This window comes from Verrucomicrobiaceae bacterium (assembly GCA_016713035.1).
In the GTDB taxonomy this organism is placed as follows: Bacteria; Verrucomicrobiota; Verrucomicrobiia; order Verrucomicrobiales; family Verrucomicrobiaceae; genus Prosthecobacter.
This window is the reverse complement of sequence record JADJPW010000001.1, coordinates 1522783-1543411: the sequence shown is the minus strand read 5'-3', so window position 1 is coordinate 1543411 and position 20629 is coordinate 1522783. Positions and strand designations below refer to the sequence as shown.

The following is a 20629-nucleotide window of genomic DNA, read 5'->3' as shown; positions in this document are numbered from 1 at the left end:
TTTCCTCTTTCACTCCCCTCACTCCGCGCCATGAAAGAAAGCAGCATGCGCGTGTTGCACAGCATTGATGAACTCTCCTCCGTGCCGGGGCCGGTGGCCCTGGCCGTAGGCGTATTCGACGGAGTGCATCTCGGCCACCAGGAGGTCATCCGTGCAGCCAGTGAGCATGCACGCACGCATGGAGGCACCGCCGTCGTCCTCACCTTTGATCCGCATCCGCTGCGTGTGCTGCGGCCAGGTGCCGCTCCCCGCTTGCTCTGCGGCGCACAGCATCAGCGCCGCATATTGGAGGAAGCAGGTGTGCAGTGCCTCCTGGTCTGCCCCTTCACCTCAGAGACTGCCAAAACACCCGCGCGGGCCTTTGTGGAGCACCTCGTGCGTGCCGCGCGGCCCCTCGGCTGCATCGCCGTCGGTTATGCATGGAGTTTCGGACGAGGGCGTGAGGGAGACATCCATCTACTCACGGATCTCGGGCGTGAGCATGGATTCGCCGTCTATGGTGTGCCGCCCGTGTGCATCCAGGGGGCCACCGTCAGCAGCACTCTCATCCGCGAGGCCGTCGCCAGCGGAGATTTCGCCCTCGCAGCACGCATGCTCGGGCATGAGTACAGCGTTTTTGGGAAAATCGTCGAAGGCCGCCGTCTCGGTCGCCAGCTCGGCTTTCCCACCGCCAATGTGGAGGTGGAAAACGAGCAACTCCCTCCCTCAGGCGTTTACGCCGTCCACGCCCGACTGCACAAAAATGACCCTTGGCTGCCCGGCGTGGCCAATCTCGGCACTAAGCCTACCGTGGCCGAAAATGCCGATCCGGGGCTCGAAGTGCATTTGCTCGATTGGAGCGGTGACTGCTACGGCAAAGACTTGGAAGTTCGTTTTGTGCAAAAACTCAGAGATGTGCAAAAATTCACCGATCTGGATAGCCTCACCGCCCAGATCGCTCGTGATGCAGCAACAGCACGCACGCTGCTAACCTCTTAAATCGACCTCAGAAACCGACTCCAAGTCATGTCACACGTCCTCGAAACCCTCGCAGACCTCGTGCGCATCAACAGCGTCAACAGCGCCTATGAAGGTGGTCCGGGTGAAGCAGGCGTCGCGGCCTACGTGCGGCGTTTTTTCGAGCAGCGCGGCATCGAGGTGAGGGAGCAAGAAGTCTTCCCCGGTCGGAACAACGTCATCGCCCGCGTGCCAGGTCGCAGCACCACCCCGCCCATCATCCTGGAGGCTCACATGGACACCGTATCCACCAAAGGCATGACCATTGCCCCCTTTGACCCCGTCGTGCGTGATGGCAGGCTCTACGGACGCGGCAGCGTCGATGACAAGGCCGGACTCGCTGCCATGATGCATGCCGCAGCAGAAATCCACGCATCGAGCGAAAAACCACCCGGTGATGTATGGATGGCCGCCGTGGTCGATGAGGAGTTTTCCTTCCGTGGTGTCGTGAAGCTCTGTGAGGGCCTCCAAGCCCGTGCCGCCATCGTCGCAGAGCCTACAGAAATGCGCTGCGTCATCGCTAGCAAAGGCTGTGTGCGCTGGCGCATCCGCACCCGTGGGAAGGCCGCACACAGTGCCAAGCCCCACCTCGGCATCAATGCCATCACCGCCATGTCACGCGTCGTCCTCGCCTTGCAAAACGACCACGACAGCCTGCAAAACCACCCGCACCCCCTGCTCGGTCCGGCCACCTGCAACGTCGGCGTCATGCGCGGTGGCGTGCAGGTCAATTTCGTCCCGGATGAGGCCGTCATCGAAATCGACCGCCGCCTGCTCCCAGGTGAAGAGCTCGAAAGCGTCCTCGCACACTACCAGGGTATCCTAGATGCACTCATGCAGCATCATCCAGAGGTGCTCGCTGAAATGGAGCCCCCGATGCTCTCCGATTGGCCCTTTCAGACCGATGCGGGCCATCCCTTCATCCATCTCTGTCAGGATGTGCTGCGCAGCATGCAGCGGGAGGATGGCGTGTGCGGAGTGCCCTTTTGCAGTGATGCCAGCAAGTTCGCCCGCCTGGGCATCCCCACGGTGCTCTTTGGCCCCGGCAGCATCGATCAGGCCCACGCCGCCATCGAGTATGTCGAGTGTGCCCAAGTCGAAGAAGCCGTCACCTTTTACCGCGCTGCCGCCCAGCGCTTCGGAGGAGGTACGCATGCCTGACGGCCATAGACGGGCCTCTTGGGCGGAGCAAAAGCTCGCCGTCCTTGACCATCTTGCCGACTTGACCACCGGGCCTTCCCCGCCTTTGTAGGCGGCCCCCGATCCCAACCACCTTTTTACATCCCCCCGTACCTTTTATGGATTTCATTGCCAAGAACATCGCCGAAGTCGCCCCTTCTATGACTCTCTCCATCACCGCCCAGGCGAAGGCGCTCAAGAAACAGGGGATCGACGTGTTGAGCTTCGGAGCCGGAGAGCCTGACTTCAATACCCCCGCGCACATCACTGCTGCTGCCATCGATGCCCTCAATAAAGGCCAGACCCGCTACACCGAGAGCGCCGGCATCCTCGAACTCCGCGAAGCCATCGCCGCCAAGTTCCTCGTGGACAACGGCCTCCAATACGAGCCCTCCCAGATCAGCGTGAACTGCGGTGCCAAGCACTCCTGCTACAACGCCATCCTCGCCGTCGTCAATCCTGGTGATGAAGTCATCATCCCTGCACCCTACTGGACGAGCTACCCAGAAATGGTCCGCATGGTCGGCGGCGTCCCCGTCATCGTCGAAACCAAGCGCGAAAACGACTGGAAGATCACCCCTAGCGAGTTCGAGGACGCCATGTCCCCGCTCACCAAGATGATCATCATCAACAGCCCTGGCAACCCCACCGGCAGCGTTTACTCCAAAGAAGAGCTGGCCCAGATCGGTGAGATCGCCGCAGGAGAAGACATCATCATCCTCAGCGACGAGATCTATGAGAAACTCGTCTATTGCGGTGAAAAGCACGTCTCCATCGCCAGCATCAGCAAAGAAATCTACGACCACACCATCACCATCAATGGCTTCTCCAAAGCCTACGCCATGACCGGCTGGCGCCTCGGCTACACCGCCGCACCGAAGGCCATCGCCACCGCCATCGACACCATCCAGAGCCACACCACCAGCAATCCCACCACCTTTGCTCAATACGGAGCCCTCGCCGCTCTCCAGGGTGATCAGCAGATCGTCGCCGACATGCGTGATGAGTTCGACGTCCGTCGTCAATACATGCTCAGCCGCCTGCAAAACATCAAAAAAGTCCGCGTCGTCGAGCCAAAGGGTGCCTTCTACTTCCTCGTCGATATCGAGCAGACCGGCATCAAGAGCGTGAACTTCTGCGAAAAACTTCTCAGCAAGCAGCGTGTCGCCGCCGTCCCAGGCGTCGCCTTCGGAGCCGAGCACACCATCCGCTTCAGCTACGCCACCAGCCTGGAGATCATCAACTCCGGCATGGACCGCTTTGAGGAATTCTGCGCCCAGCATTAATCCGCCGCCACGCGGCCCTTTGACCATCCCGTAACATTAACCCCGCCCTTACTCTTATGATCTACAACAACATCGTCGAAACCATTGGCAAGACGCCACTCGTGAAGCTCAACAAGGTAACAGCGGGGCTCAATGCCACTATCGCCCTCAAATGTGAGTTCTTTAACCCACTCGGCTCCGTCAAAGACCGTATCGGCATGGCCATGATCGAAGACGCTGAAAAACGCGGCATCCTCAAGCCCGACACCGTCATCATCGAGCCCACCAGTGGTAACACCGGCATCGCGCTCGCCTTTGTCGCAGCCGCCAAAGGCTACAAACTCATCCTCACCATGCCAGAGACCATGTCCCTGGAGCGTCGCACCCTCCTCGCCCTACTCGGCGCGGAGCTCGTCCTCACCGAAGGGCCAAAAGGCATGAAGGGTGCCATCGCCAAAGCGGAGGAACTCGTCAAAGCCACGCCAAACGCCTGGATGCCGCAGCAGTTTGAAAATCCGGCCAATCCAGCCATCCACATGCGCACCACTGCCGAAGAGCTCTGGAACGACACCGATGGCAAGATCGACATCCTCGTCTCCGCCGTAGGCACTGGTGGTACCATCACGGGCGTCGTCGAGGCCCTCAAACCTCGCAAACCGAGCTTCCAAGCCATCGCCGTCGAGCCAGATGCCTCCCCCGTCATCTCGCAGACACTCTCTGGTCAGCCCGTGCAGCCAGGCCCGCATAAAATCCAGGGCACCGGAGCTGGCTTCGTCCCAGTGAACCTCCACCTCAAAGACAGCACCGGAAACAGCCAGATCACCGAGTGCATCAAAATCAGCAACGACGAAGCCTTCACCATGGCACGCCGCCTTGCCAAAGAAGAAGGCATCCTCGTCGGCATCAGCACCGGGGCCAACGTCTGCGCCGCCATCCAGGTCGCCCAGCGCCCAGAAAATGCCGGCAAGCTCATCGTCACCGTCGCCTGCTCCACTGGCGAGCGCTACCTCTCCACCGCCCTCGCAGACGAGGCCCGCGCCAAAGTAGGTGCCTAATACAACCGGCAACCCAGAACCGAGAACCGAGAAAAATCTAGTGAGTACCGAACCCTCCAACAACCCCGCCGCCCTCGACACGCCCGCTGATGAGCAGGCACTCGAAAAACAATTCAAAAAGCTGCTTCTAGCCGGACTCGTCATCATCGCCGCGCTAGTCGCCTGGGGCCTCATTCGTAGCAATCAGCAAGCCGCCGCAGATGCCGCCTCAGAAGCCTTCAGCAGCGCAAAAACTGCCGAAGACTGCGACCTCGTCATCAAAAACCACTCCGGCACCGTAGCCGCTGCCAACGCCCTCCTTTTGAAGGCAGACCTGCATTGGGAAAAGAACGAAAAAACCTCCGCCGTCGATGCGCTGAAGAAATTCATCAGCGAAAACGCCACCCACCCCGCCTACGCACAGACCGTGCTCGCCCTCGCCACCAAGCAGGAAGCCATGGGGGACAAAGCAGATGCCAAAGCAGGCTTTGAGCGTGTCCTTAGCGAATTCGCAGGCACAGACCTCGCCCAGCTGGCACAGATCCGCCTCGGTGACATGCTCTGGGCAGATGGCAAAGCCGATGAGGCCAAAAAAGCCTACGAAGACGCCACCTCCAAATACCCAGGCGTCTCCACCTTTGAAGAAACCAGCAAAACTCGCCTCGACTGGCTCGCCGCCAATCTCCCGACCAAAGAAGTCGATCCGCCACCTGCTCCCAAGTCCACAGAGCCCGCCAAACCCGAGTTCAAAATCCCCTCCGTCACAGGTGGCGGCAGCCTTCCCGGCCTGCCAGAAATGAAGCTCTCCTCCGACATCGCCCCTCCTGGCAGCCCTCCCCCCGCCCCCAAAAGCGCCACCTCTCTTCCCGTCGAAGTCCCCGCTCCTGCTCCGACACCAGCTCCCGCTCCAGCAGCTCCCAAGCAGTAAAGTGCACAGAGACTCTCTGGTCACTGAAGTCGAAAAGCCCCGAATTCCCCTCCACCTAGTCTGGATGGGGACTTGGTGGCCCTTAGTAGCTCCACGGGAAGCCAGAGCACCGATTTGCTCATTGCACCTTCGCAGTTGAATCCGCTGCGAACAGCTCGTAAGCGGAACTGTAGTCCACACCCCGCTAGCCTATTCTCCATCATGTCCGTACGCGTCCGTTTTGCCCCATCGCCCACGGGAGACCTCCATGTCGGAGGTGCCCGCACCGCTCTCTTTAATTGGCTACTCGCCCGTAAAACAGGCGGCATCTTCGTCCTCCGTGTCGAGGACACCGATGGAGCCCGCAACACCGCCCAAGCCTCCGAAGGCATCATTAAAGGCATGAAATGGCTCGGCCTCGAATGGGATGAAGGCCCCTATTATCAAAGTGAGCGCAAAGCCATCTACGACGCCTATTTTGCCAGGCTCGAAGCCGCAGGTCGCCTCTACACCGAGGACAATGGAGCCGTCCGCTTCAAATTCAGCCGCACTGCCATCACCGTCCACGACCTCGTCTGTGGAGATGTCACCTTCGCCCCCACCGAAGAGCCAGACATGACCATCCGCCGCCCAGATGGCAGCTACATCTTCCACTTCGTCAATGTCGTCGATGACATCGAAATGCGCATCTCCCACGTCATCCGAGGGGAAGACCACCTCTCCAACACCTGGAAGCACATCGACCTCTTCAACGCCTTTGGAGCCAATCCGCCCACCTATGCTCACATACCGCTCATCCTGAACCCAGATGGCACCAAAATGAGCAAGCGTGATGAAGGCAGCGCCATCGAGCACAGCTACATGCATGCCGGCTACCTCTCCGAAGCCGTCTTTAACTACCTCTGCCTCCTCGGCTGGACACCCAAGTCCGAGCACGAAAAGCTCTCCCGCACCGAACTCGTCGCCCTATTCGACCCCGAGGCCATCCACAGCAGCAACGCCAAATTCGATCTCAAAAAGTCCCTCTGGTTCAATGCGCAATACCTGCGAGAAATGACTCCCGCAGCCCTCCTCGAAGCCGCACGCCCCTTCCTCGCCGCCAAAGGCCTCACCTGGACCGACGACAGCACCGCCGCCGCCGCCCTCCACAGCGTGCGCGAGAAAATCAACCTCCTCACCGAGCTACCCGAGTGGACGCACTACTTCTTCCGCGAGGACTTCCCCTTTGAAGACGACGTCCGGGCCAAACTGACCGCCAAGCCCGAAAACGCCGCCCTACTCCGCGCCTGCGCCGAAAAACTCTCCGCCTGCGAAGACGCCACCTGGAGTGAACAAACCGTGCACGACGCCGTCGAGGCCGCCGCCCGTGACGCCAGCGTCAAACCGGGAGCCCTCATGCCCCTGCTGCGATTCTCCCTCAGTGGACAAGCCCGCGGCCCCGGCGTCACCACCATCGCCCACCTCATCGGCCGCGAAAAAACCACCACCCGCATCCACCGCACCCTCCACGAGGTGCTTCATGCCTCCAACTGATCCTCCTCATCACAGAATGCTGATGTGGGCCTGGGTATCAGGCGCCTTGCAGCGTGAGGGCGGCTTCGGAGACGGCGTGGGCGGTTTCTTGTTCATCATTGATGACGCGTGTGGCTCCGAGGCGCTTCAGACGCTCGACATCGGAGGCAAAGCGGGCGCGGGCTAGCACGGGGATGTCTGGGCGTGTCTGTCGGATGATGGCGAGTGCGTGGGCATTGATGAGGGCATCAGGGAAGGTGAGTGCGACCATCCGTGCCTGTGAGAGGCGTGTGAGCTCCCACGTCTCTTGGTGCGTGGCATCGGCGAAGAGCACGCTTTGGCCGTGGCGCTTGAGGAGGCGGACCGTTTCTGCATTTAACTCGACGACTAGTGTAGCGACACCGCTGTCGAGCAGGGCTTTATTGAGCTCCTCGCCCACTGGCCCGTGACCACAGATGATGGCGTGGTCCTGCATGCCACGGATTTTTTTGCGGAGGTCACTCAGATCGGCCTGGGCGGCTTTTTTGCGGTTAAAACCGACTTTTTCGAGCCAAGTGGCCAGTGCGGGGCCTGAGCGCATCACCGCAGGTAGTAGCCCCATCGAGAGTGCGGCAGAGGAAAGCAGGATTTGCTGAGTAGCGGCTGTCCAGAGGCCTGATTCGCCCGCTTGGCGCAGGAGCACGAGTGAGAACTCCCCTGCGCTACACAGGCCTAGACCTGCCATGAGTGCCTGCCGTGATGCGAGCCCCATTTTTCGTGCGATGATGGTGATGAGTGCTGTTTTGCCCACCATGAGCAGCAAGGTGAGGAGTAGGATGGGCTGCCAGTGCTGCGCGGCCTCTCGCACGTCGATCATCAGCCCCACGGTGACAAAGAACAGCGTGAGGAAGAGGTCTTTGATCGGCATCACATCCGCTAGGATGCGATGTTTGAAAATCGACTCACTCACGGCTAATCCAGCGACGAAAGCTCCGAGTGCCAGCCCTAGTCCCAGCAGCCCACCCGTGAAGGCGAGGCCCACGCAGCAGCCGATGACGGTGAGGGTGAATAGCTCACGGTTCCGCGTGCGTGTCACGGCATTGAGTAGCCACGGGATCAGCCACCGGGCGGTCACACCTGCTAGCAGCACGAAGAGCCCGCCACGCCACGCCAGACTACCGAGGCTGGCTCCCAGGGCCTGTTTTTCACCCGACTGTGGCAGCAAAAGTGGCAGAAACAGAAAGAAGACGATGATGAAGAGGTCCTGAAAGATGGCGACGGCTAGCGCCATGCGGGCACCGGGGCTGGACTCCTGGCCCATGTCCTGAAAGCTCTTTAAACTCACAGCAGTAGAGCTCATCCCTGCCGCGACACCGATGAGACTGGCTGCCTGCCAGTTCATACCCATGAGGATCACCGCCACAGCGGCTAGCGCACTGCACAGCAGGAGCTGCCAGCCGCCGCCGACAAAGGCGAACCGCCGCAGATATCGCAGCTCTCCCAGCGAGAACTCTAGTCCCAGAGTGAACATCAGCAGCACCACGCCGAATTCCGCCATGTTGGCGATGCGCTCCTGGGAGTCCATGCCTCCGAGGAGTGACATGATGCCGCTGTTGGCGATGATGACGCCGCAGATGAAGTAACCAGCTAGTAGTGACTGCTGAAGCCGCAGCAGAAGCAGCGATACGAGCACCACCCCCGCCAGCATGACTGCCAGTAGCGCAAAGATCGGCGGTATCGTCTCCGCTGCGGCGATGGGGGGATAAAAGAGCATGCGGGATCACTGGCGGACTCAGGTCTGCTTTCAAGTCTGCGTTCGCTGTTCTCCGCGCTTGGTTCATTTCAATGTGTCAGCGAGGGAAAACCATTTGCCGCGCCCACATTTCTCTTAAACCTCTCGCCTCGCCAAACCCGTCACATGGAAGAAACCCACCGCACACCCCCGATCGACCGAGGCCGGGAACTGCTCAAATCCGCCCGCCAGGAGGTCTATAAATGCGTGGGCGGTGTGGACCTGCCGGTGTACATCTGGGAACCCGCACCTGAAAAAGCGCCGCCGTATCCGAAAGCTGTCGCGGCATTCTTCTTTAGCAGCGGTTGGGATCACGGGCAGGTCAGTCAATTCGCCCCACACTGCGTTTATCTAGCCTCTCGTGGCATGATGGCCATGTGCTTCGATTATCGGGTGAGCTCAAAGCACGGCACGGGGCCGCTGGAGGTCATGGCAGATGTGCGTAGTGCCTTCCGCTGGATACGGATGAATGATGTGGAGCTCGGTATCAATCCAGGGAAGGTCGTCGGGATCGGTGGTTCTGGCGCAGGGCATGCGGTGGCGGCTGCGGCGGTGTTGGAGGGCTTTGATGATCCTGGTGAGTCACGCGATCTGAGCCACTCGCCGAATGCTTGTGTGCTTTTTAATCCGGTCATGGACACTTGGTCTAGGCATGCCTTTGGACAAGATCGCTGGCCGGATAATGCGCAGCGCAAAGCCTGCGACCTCATCCGTGCCATCAAGCGCGGCTTCCCACCGATGCTCATCATGCACGGCACCGAGGACCGCGTGGTGCCCTTTGCTGGGACTTATGAGTTCGCCAGGAAATGCGCCAAAAAGAAGAACATCTGCAAATTCATTGAGTTCGAGGGCAAGGGGCACGGCTTCTTCAATTTTAATGTGTCCTTTGAGATGTACGAGGCCACGCTCAATGCGATGGACGAGTTCTTCGTCGAGCTAGGCCTCATCGAGCCTGATCCAGATGCAGGGCTGGGCCGTGAGGAAGTGATCTGAGGGCAGTGTAGGCTACCGATGCAGTAGGAAAGACGTGATTACGTCATCCGCCGCCAGCACTACGATGCAGGAGATCACCACAGCACGTGTCGTGGCTGCTGAGACTGCGCGGGCACCTGTGACTCGGTGATCACGCCCCGCGTGAAAGCCTTGCCACGCACAGATAGCCGTCGTCAGCAGGCCGAAGATGGTGGCCTTCAGAAAACACTCGGTCACATCACGCGGTTGGATGGCTTTTTCCACCGCAGACCAATACACACCTGGCTCCAGCCCCAGCATCTGCGAGCCCGTGAGGTAGCCACCGAAAAGCCCCACACTCACAAATAGCGCTGTTTGCAGTGGGAAGACCGCCAGAGCCGCTAGCAGGCGAGGTGTGACGAGGTATCCGTGGCTATCCACGCCCATCGTCTCCAGGGCGGCGATCTGCTCTGTATTGCGCTGGATTCCCAGCTCCGCCGCGAGTGAGGAGCCGGCCTGCCCCACCAGCATCAGAGCTGCTAGCACTGGCCCTAGCTCACGCACCAGACTCAGAGACACTAGCGTGCCCAGTAGGCTCTCGGAGCCGAAGCGATTCAGCACATAATGCCCCTGCAAGCCCAGCACTAAGCCAGTGAAGCCACCCACGATCAAAATAACAGGGAGACAACGTGTGCCGGCCTCAAAAACGGAGCGAATCACACGCCCTGTGAGTCGCCGCGTCCGCGTCACAGCCGTAAAGGATTGCCCTGTGAAAAGAGTGAAGTCCCCGAGTCGGCCTAGAAGGCCCAACGTGTGTCTGCCGAGAGTGGTAAGCATGTCGCCCCCAGCATGGCGCGAGCCGCATCTGCTTCAAGGAGCAAGGCGCATGCTTTGATCACGACACACCGCCACGAGACCGCTCCTCATCCTCGCGGGCGAGGTCTTCGGTGGTCTTTTCGCGGTCGATGGGGGGAGATCGTCATCATCAGGCATGACGGAACTTTGGTCCTCACCTTGGTAGCTGTCATCCTCGTCACTGGAGCCTGTTGCGGGCGTTTTTTCGACCTCTGGCGGTGGCGCAGACGGAGTAGCCGCTGGGCGCTGGTACTCATCCTTCATATCCTGTTCGTCTTCATCAGCGGTGGACCAGGGATTGTAGTTTTCATTGTCCCAATCGTCCGAATTGGCCTTTTCGAGCTCTTGCTCGTCTTTTTCGATTTGGGCGTAGTACTCGGGATAGGCCTCTTTGTCCTTCTTCTCCAGCAAGTAGGCCAGATAGACGCAGATCGCATAGAGGACATACAGCGGGCCGCTCATCAGCATCAGCGTGAAGACATCCGGCGTCGGTGTGATGATCGCCGCAAAGAGCGTGATGCCCACCAGCGCATGCCGCCAGGTGTTTTTCATGATCTTGAAGTTCAGGATGTCCAGCTTCACCAGCGCCATGACGATGACCGGCAGCTCAAAGGCGATCCCGAAGACCAAAATGAAGCGTGTGGTGAAGGTGATGTACTCACTGATCTCCCACATCTGCTTCGCCCCGACGGATTCCGCGAATTGATCGAAAAAGAGCAGCGCCTTTGGTAGCACGACCCAGTAGGCAAAGTTCGCCCCACCGAGGAAAAGCCCCGTGCCGATGGCAATAGCCGGCCAGAGCAGTTTTTTCTCATTCGGCTTCAGTCCAGGGAGGATGAACTGAAGCAGAAAGACGAGTAGCAGCGGAAAGGAAAGGATCACCGCCGTGATGAGCGAAACATTGATCGCCATCATAAAAGGGCCCGCAACACCGATATTCACCAGATAGGACCGCGCAGCCTCCATGTCTGCACACAGCCCAGCAAGCACCAGGGGATAGAGGATGACCTTGAACAGATCCTGGTAGAAAACAAAGGTGCCGATGGTGGTGATCACCAGCGTCATGACCATGCGCACGATCATCGTGCGCAGATCTTCCAGATGCTCTAGGAAGGGCTTTTCTTGATCAGTTTCGCCACTGAGGTTCAGCGCGACCTTGTCACGAACGGAGAATACTTTTTTGAGGATGCCTTGCCACATGGGGGATTTTTCGGGGGCGGAGAGCTAGCCGTGTTTCGCTTCAAAGCAAACCCTTGGCCGCCATCCGCGCGAAAAGCGCCAGTGACAGGGCGTTGGTGATCTCGTTTTCCGCGATCATCCGACGCAGCTCTCCTGCACCGACGAAACGCACGGAGCTGATGTGCTCGCTGCCCTCCGGTTCCGGCTGGCCCTCGACGCACACGGGTTCCGCGTGGAGAAGGTAAACGCACTCATCGGTGAATCCTTGCGAAGGAAAAAACCAGCCCATCGGCGTCATCCGCCCTGTCGCGGCATCCAGGGCCAGTCCGGCCTCCTCACGCAGCTCATTGTGTGCGGTGGAGAGGATGTTATCACGCGTCACCACCTGCGCATCGATTTGCCCGGCGGGGAATTCCCACATCGTCTGCTGCACCGGCAGCCGCTCCTGCCGGATGAGCACGAAGCGCCCATCCGCTAGGCGTGGGGCCACGGCCACCGCCGCCTTGCGACCGGCTACCATCCAGGTCTGCGGCTTGTCCTGCCTGCCGGGTGTGAGGTAGCGATTCTGCGCCACATGCAGATGGGGATTGTCAAAAACAAGCGTGCTCTCCACCAGGCTCCAACCGGGCTCTGTGCCAGGTGTGTAAAGTTCGATTTCAGGGGGCTCCATGGCTGCTTCCATACTGTCTCCAGGAAAAAACACCAGTTTCCTCGTGCATACTGAAATCTCACTCGCTAACCTCGCGTCCTCATTTCTACCTACCACCCACTCCATGAGCAAATCCGCACCCAAACTCCATAACGCGATGTGGCCCGGCCTCGTCGGCAAAGGCGACGGCGAAGGCCAAGAACCCGCCATCAGTCTCGAGCGCATGCTCGATCTCACCGCCGCAGCGAATGTGAACGGCCAGAAGTTCGAGGGCATCGACTACTTCCTTTTCCTCCCACACACCGATCCGAATGCCAGCGATGATGAAATCAAGCGCATCGCCGATCTCATCGCCTCCAAGGGCTTCTCCGTGGGCTCCCTCGTCGCCCCTGTGTGGCCGGGCACCGTCGGTGACTCCGCCATGGGTGATGATGCGCAGCAGGAGAAATTCCTCAGCGCTGTCAAAATGGCCTGCCGCATCGCGAAAATCTTCAACACCCACGGCGTGCGCAAATATGGCGTCATCCGCATCGATTCCGCTGAGTTCGGCGTGGCCAAATGGCGTGAAAACTCCAAAGCCAGCACCGCTCGTATCATTGATACCTTCAAGAAAGCCGCCGCCATCGCCAAAGACAGTGGCGAGCGCCTCGCGGCTGAAGGTGAAATCTGCTGGGCTGGCATGCACTCCTGGAAAGACATGCTCGACGTCCTCGAAGGCGTGGGGATGCCAGAGGCACTCGGCTTCCAGGCTGATCTGGCCCACACCTACCTCTACACCCTGGGCTACAATGCCCCTGAGCACGCTCTGGTGAAGGAAGGCTACTCCGAAGCCGAGTTCTACGCTGCTTATGAAAAGATGACGGATGCCCTCCGCCCATGGACCATCGACTTCCATGTCGCTCAGAATGACGGCACCGTGCACGGCGCAGGCAGCCATGACAAAACCGGCAAACACTGCCGCGCCGATGACCCCAATGGTAAGCTCGACATCGTCAAGTGCTCTGGCTACTGGCTCAAGGATGCCGCTGCACGCGGTATCAAGCACATCTGCTGGGACGGCTGCATGTTCCCCAATGCCGTGCTAGAGACGCCATCCACCTGGAACACCATCCTGGGCACCATGATGAAGGTCCGCGACGCCCACGGCTGGTAATTCGCCCCTCCATTCATCCTCCATCCTCACGCCGGAGTCGCCTCACCGCGACTCCGGCTTTTTTTTGGGCCAAAAGGAAGCGGCGCAGAAAAACACTGACACACTTTGCCACATTGCTTACCATCGGTGCCATGCTCCGCGCCGCCGTATTCCTCGCTCTCGCATTCCATGCATCTGCTCAATGGGTGACCTCCCGTATTCACGGCACGCCGGAGGCTCCACGGCCATTCCTGGCAGAGCCTGCGTTCACCGCCATCTCACTCCACAATGCCCTGGAGATGATCCCACTGCCTGGCGCACGGCGATTCGCGGCTGTGGAGAATGGTGGGAAGATATTCACCTATGCTGACTCGCCAGATGCAGGCTCACAGCAGCTCCTCATCGACCTCAAGGCACTGCACGCAGCGGTGAATCACGCCTATGGCATCGCCTTTCACCCGCAGTGGCGGGAAAACGGCCTCGTCTTCATCACCTACACCCTCGGAGATAAAGTGGAGGACGGCACACGGCTCTCGCGCTTCAAGCTGGCTCAGAATGACCCGCCGGTGCTCGATCCGGCATCTGAGACGGTGCTGCTCACCTGGCTCTCTGGCGGGCACAATGGTGCATCCCTCCAGTTCGGGCCAGATGGCATGCTTTACTGCTCCACTGGCGATGCGGAGGTGCCATCGCCCCCTGATCCACGGAATACAGGCCAGGATCTCACCGACTTGCTCTCCAGCATCCTGCGCATCGATGTGGATCACGCACAGAATGGCAAAGCCTATGCCATCCCGGCCGATAATCCCTTTCTACAAACCGCAGGTGCTCGGCCAGAGATTTACGCCTTCGGTTTTCGCAATCCATGGAAGATCAGCTTTGATGCCAAAGGCCGTCTGTGGTGTGGAGATGTCGGTTGGGAGCTATGGGAGATGATTCACCTCATCCAAAAAGGCGGTAATCACGGTTGGAGTGCCATGGAGGCCTCCCAGCCCATCAAACCCGAGCTAAAGGCCCAGGCGAGATCATCCCGCCTGTCGCTTCCCATCCGCATACGGAGGCCGCCAGCATCACTGGAGGCTACGTGTATCACGGCAGTCGCTTTCCAGAGCTGCACGGAGCCTACATCTACGGCGACTACGAGACGGGCAAAATCTGGGCACTCTGGCATGATGGCAAACAAGTCACCCGCCGTGAGGAGATCGCCGACACGCCACACCGCATCGTCACCTTTGGTCTAAGTGAGGACGGTGAGCTTTACTGGATGGATTATCAGAATGAGACACGCACCTACCGCCTCACGCGCAATCCCGCCGTCGGCCAGCCCAGCCAGTTCCCGCGTCGATTGAGCGAAACCGGCCTCTTCACCGATACCGCAGCGCAAAAGCCCGCAGAGGGAGTCTTACCCTTTGAGATCGCCGAGCCCATGTGGCAGGACGGTGCCACCGCAGAGCGATTCATCGCACTCCCAGAAGGGAAGAGCATCCAGACCAAAGTCAGCGGCAAGGCACCGAACTTCAAATACGAGGTAAAATGGCCCACAGACGCTGTTTTGGCCCGCACCGTCACCTTGAAGTCCAAACGGCTCGAAACCCAGCTCCTCCACTACGATGGCGAAACCTGGAACGGCTATTCCTACCGCTGGAACGATCAAAACACCGACGCCGAGCTCGTGGCGGCCGATGGGGAGGAATTCATCGTGGAAAAACAGCCGTGGCGCATCCATGGCCGCGCGGAGTGTGCTCGCTGCCACAACAACTGGAGTGGTTTCGCCCTCGGCTTTCAGCCTGACCAGCTCAAAAGCATCGCGGGGAACAAGCCGGAGCACATCGTGGGCGCAGCATTCATGGCACGGCTGAAAAACCGGCTCCATGACAAGGACGATCTGGAATCCCAGGCCCGTGCCTGGCTGCACGCCAACTGCGCTCACTGCCATCGCCGCCACGGCGGTGGTAGCGTGCCGCTCATGGTCAATGCGGATCTACCCACCGCAGAGACGATGCTGCTCGATGAAAAACCAGTACGCGGCGATCTCGGCCTCACCGATGCCCGCGTTATCGCACCCGGAAAGCCTCACCAGAGCGTGCTCCTAGCCCGTATCGCCCGCAGCGGCAGCGGTCACATGCCCATGATCGGTGCCCGTGAGGTGGATCAGCGCGGCTTTCAGCTCCTGTGGGACTGGATCGCCGCAGGCAGCCAGTCGCCCCTGCGCCTGCCACCCTCCAGACGCCCAGTGATGCCCTGCTCACGCTGCACGGTGGCGCAGGAGATGCCGCACATGCCCAGCATCCGAATCCAGAAATCGCCTGCTATTTTGAGCGCTTCGTGCCCTTTGAGCAGCGCATCAAGACGCTCGGCATGAATGTGGATACGAAAAAGCTCCTCTCGGTGAAAGGCGATGCGCAGCGTGGTGCCGCCCTGTTCAGCATGACGGGTAAACTGGCCACCTGCATGGCCTGTCACATCCTCAACGGCTCTGGCCGCGATTTTGGCCCTGATCTGAGCCAGGTCGGCGCACGACTCACGCCTGAGCAAATCCTGCAAAGCCTGCAAAAGCCCTCTCTAGCCATCGCGAAAGGCTATGAGACATGGATGATCACGCTCAAAGACGGCAGCGTGCAGACGGGCTTCATCGTGAACCCTGGTGAAGGCGATGTGACGCTGAAACTGCCCACGGGGCAGCCACTTATCATTCCCCGCGCTCAAATTCGCAGTCAAAAAGCCCAACCCACCTCTCTGATGCCAGAGGGCCTGCTACAAACCATGACGGAGCAGGAGGTCGCGGATGTGCTCACCTTTTTGAGCAGCCTCAAATAGCCCATTTTACTGGGAAATCGTGCGGGGGCTCGAATCGAAGCGCTTCGGCACAGGGACTCCGAAAATCGAAGGAGTGGCCTGTGGCTGCGAATCGGCTCCTGGGGCTAAATGGGCGAAAAAGTCGTTAAATCGCAGGCTGCACTGCAAACGGCGCTGAGAGCCATCGATCTTCGGATTCACCTGAATGACGGCTTCAGTGAATGGAGGGCTGGATTTGATCCGCTGGGCCTCCTTGCGAGCTTCTTCGAGGCTCAGCGCCTTGTTTTTGATGATGGAATCGAGTTTTTCCAGATCAGCGCGAGTGATCGGATGCCAGAGCTTTTTCCAGGTAGCAGGCTCGATGCGGATGGCTTGGGTATTGGTCCAGATTTTCTCCGTCTTGGTCTTTTGCTGCCAGAATCCGGTGATGAGGAGAAGGGCTCGTCGATGTCGAACTGGCGCAGAGCATCACCAAGTCCGATGGGCGTGCCGTGTTTGGCTGCCTTTGGGTTGACGGGGATGTTGCCGTGTTGGGTGTTCGCGGTGGCGGGGATGTCCCACTTCTGTGTGTAGCCCTGGGGCTCATATCCGCCGAAGAAGGTGTCCCCGCAGCCATTTTTCAAAGAGTAGGCCATGACTCTGCACTTCACGCGATAGGGCTAGGGCAGGGAAGAGGAGCAGGAAAAGGAGAACTCGCTTCATGGCGGGGACCTGCGTGGGTATGCGGTTTGGTGGAGCATAGCGGGTTCGAACCGCTGACCTCCTGCATGCCATGCAGGCGCTCTACCAACTGAGCTAATGCCCCGGAAAATGAAAACCGGCTCCCTCTTGCGAAGGGAGCCGGAGACTAGATGGACTCGTTATTTTGACAAGCGGGTTTTTGACCTTTTTGCCCGTATCTCACGAAGAAGGATTACTTCGTTCGCTTCTTCTTTTTGGAATCAGATTTCTTCGATTCGGTAGCAGGAGCTGCTGCGGCGGGAGCACCACCTGCATTGTTCACTGCATCGACGATATTTTGAACTTCTCTTTGAGGCGAGCGAGTTCTTTGACACCAGCTTCCTTGATGGCGCTGGTGATGGCTGGTTGCCATCGATCGTTGCGGCTTCAAGTTGGGCGACGAATGCATTGACCTGGGCCTTGGCGGGATTGTTGGATTTGTTGGTCAGCTCGCTGGCGAGTTGAGCATAAGCCCAGCCGAGGCCGAGATTTGGTTTTGCGCTCTGAGGCTCTGGGGCGACACCGACTTGCGCATGCAGGATGGCGAGGCGCAGCAGGCCGAGGATGGAGCCCTGTTGAGGCAGCGTTTTCATAGTTGGCTTCGGCAGCGACGAGGCTCTGTGGCATGCCCGCACCACGGGCGTTCATGTCGCCGTAGATGATCTGGGACTCTGCATAGCCAGCGTCTGCGGCACGCTTGAACCATGCGGCGGCTGCGACGATGTCCTGAGTGGTGCCGTTGCCGTTGGCATAGAGGCCAGCGAGCTGGTGCATGGCAGGGACGATGCCTGCATTGGCCGCACGGGTGTAGAACTGGAAGGCCTTGATAGGATCACGGTCCACGACGGTGCCGGATTCGTAGAAGGAGCCCACTTTGAAGAAGGCCTCTGCTGCGTTGTTCTGCGCCGCGAGGCGGTAGAGATCGAGTGCGTTCTTGGCGTTCGGGGAGACGACGATGTCTTTTGGATCCCAGTTACCTTTGTCATCGGGCTTGGAGCCGGAGGCTGCGATACCGGTTTCGGAGGCGAGTCCGAGGCGATAGAGAGCGGCGGCGTCATTGCCCTGAGCGGCCTTCGTGTAGTAATCAAAGGCTTTTTTAGAGTCCTGTTTCACGTCAGCGCCATTTGTACCGACACCGTTTTCACAGATTTGGCCTAGGATGCGATTTGCGGCAGGAAGACCACCGGTGGCGGACTTCTCGAACATATCGAGAGCGGCTTTCACGTCCTTTTGGACGAGGTTTGGAGCGGATTTGCCATCTCCTTTGTCGCCATTGAGGAGGCGGCTACCCAGCTCACCGAGAGCGGTGGCATTGCTTTGCTTCTCAGCAGCGAGCTTGAGCATCTCCAGTGCTTTTGCGAAGTCTTGGGGCACGCCAGTGATGCCACGGGAGTAGATCTGATAGAGGCTCAGTGTGGCCTCGCCATCGCCAGCTTCACTGCCGGATTGGAAGAGCTTCACGGCTTCAGCAGTGTCTTGCTTGAGGAGGTCACCTGCACCACCAGAGAGGAGGAGCTGAGCTTTCATGCGGCGGGCGAGCTTGTTGCCGGCTGCTTCAGCTTTGATGATGAGTGCGACTGCTTCGCGGGCTTTGTCCGCGTCTTGTTTGAATGCCTGGAGGAGGATCTGAGCCAGCTCGACCTGTGCAGCGGGATTATCCCCGGCTTTGCGATAAAGATCGACGATGGCGTTGATGTTGATGTCTTTGCCACCTGTGAGGATGCCCCACTTGGCGATGACGTAGTTGGCATTCGCATCACCTTTGGCTGCGAGGTCTTGGACTTTCTGCACGGCGGAGGTGAAGGCAGCATTCCAGTCACTACCGGCGACGGGATCCTGGGTCTTATCCTTCACTTTGGCCTCGGCAGCAGCCAAGGTATCAAGCGTGGCTTTGAGTTCAGCGCTTTGGTTTGGCAGATCGTTGGTTTCGATGCCGGCCACGAGTGCGAGGGCGGCGACTTTGAGTTTGATTGCTGTGAGGAGCATAGGTTGAGTAATACGGGGGAGTGGCCTTTGGACCCGGTGATGCGGGGAGCGTTCATTTTTCGGGAGAAAGCATAAAAAATGCAAGTCTTTGTTTGTTCGGATGGGCAAAACATCCCATGATTTTCCTCTTATTCTCATGGCTGATAGCTCTACTTCCTCCACTTCCCCAGATTCCCCACAAAATGGGGCTGGCGAGCCCAATTCCAAACCGGAGAAAAAGGACTTCAAAAAGCGCAGTGAAATCCCCACCGCAGAGGAGCTTCTCGCTTCGATCAACCGTGCTTTGCCATTCTCTGATGAGGCGGAAAAAGGGGTGCTCTCCTGCCTGCTTCAAGACCCCAGTGAGCGTTTGAGCGATTGCCGCGTGAATCTGCCTGCGCATGCCTTTTATCACGACGCGAATCGCACAATCTACGAGAAGCTGCTGGAGTTTTACGATAAAAATCTACCCGTCGATCCCGTGACACTCACGCATACGCTGCGTGATCAGAACCTGCTAGACAAGGTCGGGGGAGCTGCGGCGATCAGTGATCTCTCTTTTCCTTCACGCCGATCTCGGCGCACTTTCCCTTTCTACCGCAAGATCGTGATGGAGAAGCATGTTCTGCGGGAGCTCATTTATGCGAGCTCGCTGAATATTCATTACGCCTACGAGCATGGTAAAGAGCAGCTCGATGAGGACATCGACACCGTGCTGGATCATGCTGAGCAGCGTGCGCTCGGGGTGCGGCAGTCGATCGGGGCGAAGGAGGGGATCAAAACCCTCTCCCAGCATGTGATGGATGCCATCGACAGCATTCAATACATGCTGGAGCACCCAGGGCAGCTCCGTGGCCTCTCCACGGGCTATACGAAGCTCGATAGCATGAGTAGCGGCCTCCAGGGCGGTGAAATGTTCGTCATCGCTGCTCGTCCCTCGATGGGGAAAACCTCCCTTGCGATGAATATCGTCGAGCATATCGCCGTGGACTGCAATACGCCCTGCGCGGTCTTCTCACTGGAAATGAGTGCGACGATGCTGGTGCGTCGTTTGCTCGTCTCTCGTGCCCGTCTGAGCATGCAGGACCTCAGCCGTGGCCTCTCTCGTGCGCAGCAGGATGCATTGGCGAAGGCCACGCGTGATCTGCAAAAGGCAAATATCTTCATCGATGAGACTCCGGGTCTGGACATCATGGAGCTGCGGGCAAAGTCACGCCGGCTCAAGAAGCAGCACGGCATCCAGATGATCATGATCGACTACTTGCAGCTCATGACCTCTGGCAGCCGCCGGGCGAAAGATAATCGCCAAATCGAGATCGCAGAAATCAGCGCCGGTATCAAAGGCATCGCCAAAGAGCTCAATGTGCCTGTGATCGTGCTCGCACAGCTCAATCGTGCGGTGGAGAGCCGCAAAGGCCAGCGCCCCGTGCTCTCTGACTTACGTGAGTCTGGCTCCATCGAGCAGGATGCGGACATGGTCGGCCTGCTGACACGCTCTGACTATGCTGGGGCAAAGATGGAAGTCGAAGACGAGGAGGCGGAAGAGAAGAAGCGCGGTGAAGCGATGCTCATTTTGGCCAAGAACCGAAATGGCCCCACGGATGATGTTTTACTGCGCTTCATCGACCATGCGATGCGCTTCGTGGAGCGCAGTGAAGAGGCAGAGTCTCCCTAGGTCCATTGAGGCCAAAAAGAAAGCCGGGGAGGCCTTCCCCGGC

At 59.0% G+C, this 20629-nt stretch carries 17 protein-coding genes and 1 tRNA gene; 12 read left to right on the top strand and 6 right to left on the bottom strand.

All coding sequences use genetic code 11. The annotated features are described in order from the left end of the window. The first annotated feature begins 30 nt into the window (after positions 1 to 30). From IPK32_06600 to IPK32_06575, 6 genes are all read left to right on the top strand, one after another. Entirely contained in the window at positions 31 to 978 is a 948-nt protein-coding gene (locus IPK32_06600; GenBank protein MBK8091647.1) for a bifunctional riboflavin kinase/FAD synthetase, read from the top strand. Between the two features lie 27 nt (positions 979 to 1005). Beyond that, positions 1006 to 2157 (top strand): M20 family metallopeptidase, encoded by a 1152-nt coding sequence (locus IPK32_06595; GenBank protein MBK8091646.1) that lies wholly within the window; start codon positions 1006 to 1008, stop codon positions 2155 to 2157. Between the two features lie 137 nt (positions 2158 to 2294). Then, complete coding sequence (locus IPK32_06590) at positions 2295 to 3461, top strand: pyridoxal phosphate-dependent aminotransferase (GenBank protein MBK8091645.1); 1167 nt, start codon at positions 2295 to 2297, stop codon at positions 3459 to 3461. A gap of 56 nt (positions 3462 to 3517) precedes the next feature. Continuing rightward, positions 3518 to 4495 (top strand): cysteine synthase A, encoded by a 978-nt coding sequence (gene cysK, locus IPK32_06585; protein ID MBK8091644.1) that lies wholly within the window; start codon positions 3518 to 3520, stop codon positions 4493 to 4495. Positions 4496 to 4535: 40 nt separating this feature from the next. Next, the gene (locus IPK32_06580; protein MBK8091643.1) at positions 4536 to 5402 is read left to right on the top strand and encodes a tetratricopeptide repeat protein; all 867 of its coding nucleotides are present in this window, start codon (positions 4536 to 4538) and stop codon (positions 5400 to 5402) included. 201 nt (positions 5403 to 5603) lie between these two features. Further along, positions 5604 to 6914 carry a glutamate--tRNA ligase gene (locus IPK32_06575; GenBank protein ID MBK8091642.1) on the top strand — a complete coding sequence of 437 codons (1311 nt, stop codon included), beginning with the start codon at positions 5604 to 5606 and terminating at the stop codon, positions 6912 to 6914. A gap of 37 nt (positions 6915 to 6951) precedes the next feature. Here the strand turns inward: IPK32_06575 and IPK32_06570 are convergent, their stop codons facing one another. Then, positions 6952 to 8646 (bottom strand): cation:proton antiporter, encoded by a 1695-nt coding sequence (locus tag IPK32_06570; protein MBK8091641.1) that lies wholly within the window; start codon positions 8644 to 8646, stop codon positions 6952 to 6954. Positions 8647 to 8790: 144 nt separating this feature from the next. Between IPK32_06570 and IPK32_06565 the strand changes: the two genes are divergently transcribed. Continuing rightward, positions 8791 to 9657, top strand: a complete 867-nt coding sequence (locus IPK32_06565) for an alpha/beta hydrolase (GenBank protein ID MBK8091640.1) — start codon at positions 8791 to 8793, stop codon at positions 9655 to 9657. 12 nt (positions 9658 to 9669) lie between these two features. On the opposite strand, the gene IPK32_06560 is transcribed toward IPK32_06565, so the two are convergent. The 3 genes from IPK32_06560 to IPK32_06550 are packed head-to-tail and all read right to left on the bottom strand — an operon-like array spanning position 9670 to position 12319. Then, entirely contained in the window at positions 9670 to 10452 is a 783-nt protein-coding gene (locus tag IPK32_06560) for an ABC transporter permease (protein ID MBK8091639.1), read from the bottom strand. A 33-nt stretch (positions 10453 to 10485) separates the two neighbouring features. Then, entirely contained in the window at positions 10486 to 11670 is a 1185-nt protein-coding gene (tatC, locus tag IPK32_06555; protein MBK8091638.1) for a twin-arginine translocase subunit TatC, read from the bottom strand. Between the two features lie 40 nt (positions 11671 to 11710). Further along, the gene (locus IPK32_06550) at positions 11711 to 12319 is read right to left on the bottom strand and encodes an NUDIX hydrolase (GenBank protein MBK8091637.1); all 609 of its coding nucleotides are present in this window, start codon (positions 12317 to 12319) and stop codon (positions 11711 to 11713) included. Between the two features lie 103 nt (positions 12320 to 12422). Between IPK32_06550 and IPK32_06545 the strand changes: the two genes are divergently transcribed. The 4 genes from IPK32_06545 to IPK32_06530 all read left to right on the top strand — a co-directional run bounded on the left by IPK32_06545 (position 12423) and on the right by IPK32_06530 (position 16799). Further along, the gene (locus tag IPK32_06545) at positions 12423 to 13451 is read left to right on the top strand and encodes a TIM barrel protein (protein ID MBK8091636.1); all 1029 of its coding nucleotides are present in this window, start codon (positions 12423 to 12425) and stop codon (positions 13449 to 13451) included. 131 nt (positions 13452 to 13582) lie between these two features. Further along, positions 13583 to 14671 (top strand): PQQ-dependent sugar dehydrogenase, encoded by a 1089-nt coding sequence (locus IPK32_06540; GenBank protein ID MBK8091635.1) that lies wholly within the window; start codon positions 13583 to 13585, stop codon positions 14669 to 14671. Positions 14672 to 15755: 1084 nt separating this feature from the next. After that, complete coding sequence (locus tag IPK32_06535) at positions 15756 to 16247, top strand: c-type cytochrome (protein MBK8091634.1); 492 nt, start codon at positions 15756 to 15758, stop codon at positions 16245 to 16247. Positions 16248 to 16355: 108 nt separating this feature from the next. Beyond that, positions 16356 to 16799 carry a hypothetical protein gene (locus IPK32_06530; protein MBK8091633.1) on the top strand — a complete coding sequence of 148 codons (444 nt, stop codon included), beginning with the start codon at positions 16356 to 16358 and terminating at the stop codon, positions 16797 to 16799. Between the two features lie 156 nt (positions 16800 to 16955). Here the strand turns inward: IPK32_06530 and IPK32_06525 are convergent. Both IPK32_06525 and IPK32_06520 read right to left on the bottom strand, forming a co-directional pair. After that, a tRNA-Ala gene (locus IPK32_06525) sits at positions 16956 to 17031 on the bottom strand. A 302-nt stretch (positions 17032 to 17333) separates the two neighbouring features. Continuing rightward, positions 17334 to 18932 (bottom strand): sel1 repeat family protein, encoded by a 1599-nt coding sequence (locus IPK32_06520; GenBank protein MBK8091632.1) that lies wholly within the window; start codon positions 18930 to 18932, stop codon positions 17334 to 17336. Between the two features lie 136 nt (positions 18933 to 19068). Here IPK32_06520 and dnaB point away from each other — a divergent pair, with 136 nt between their 5' ends. Next, positions 19069 to 20586 carry a replicative DNA helicase gene (gene dnaB / locus IPK32_06515; GenBank protein ID MBK8091631.1) on the top strand — a complete coding sequence of 506 codons (1518 nt, stop codon included), beginning with the start codon at positions 19069 to 19071 and terminating at the stop codon, positions 20584 to 20586. Positions 20587 to 20629: the final 43 nt, after the last annotated feature.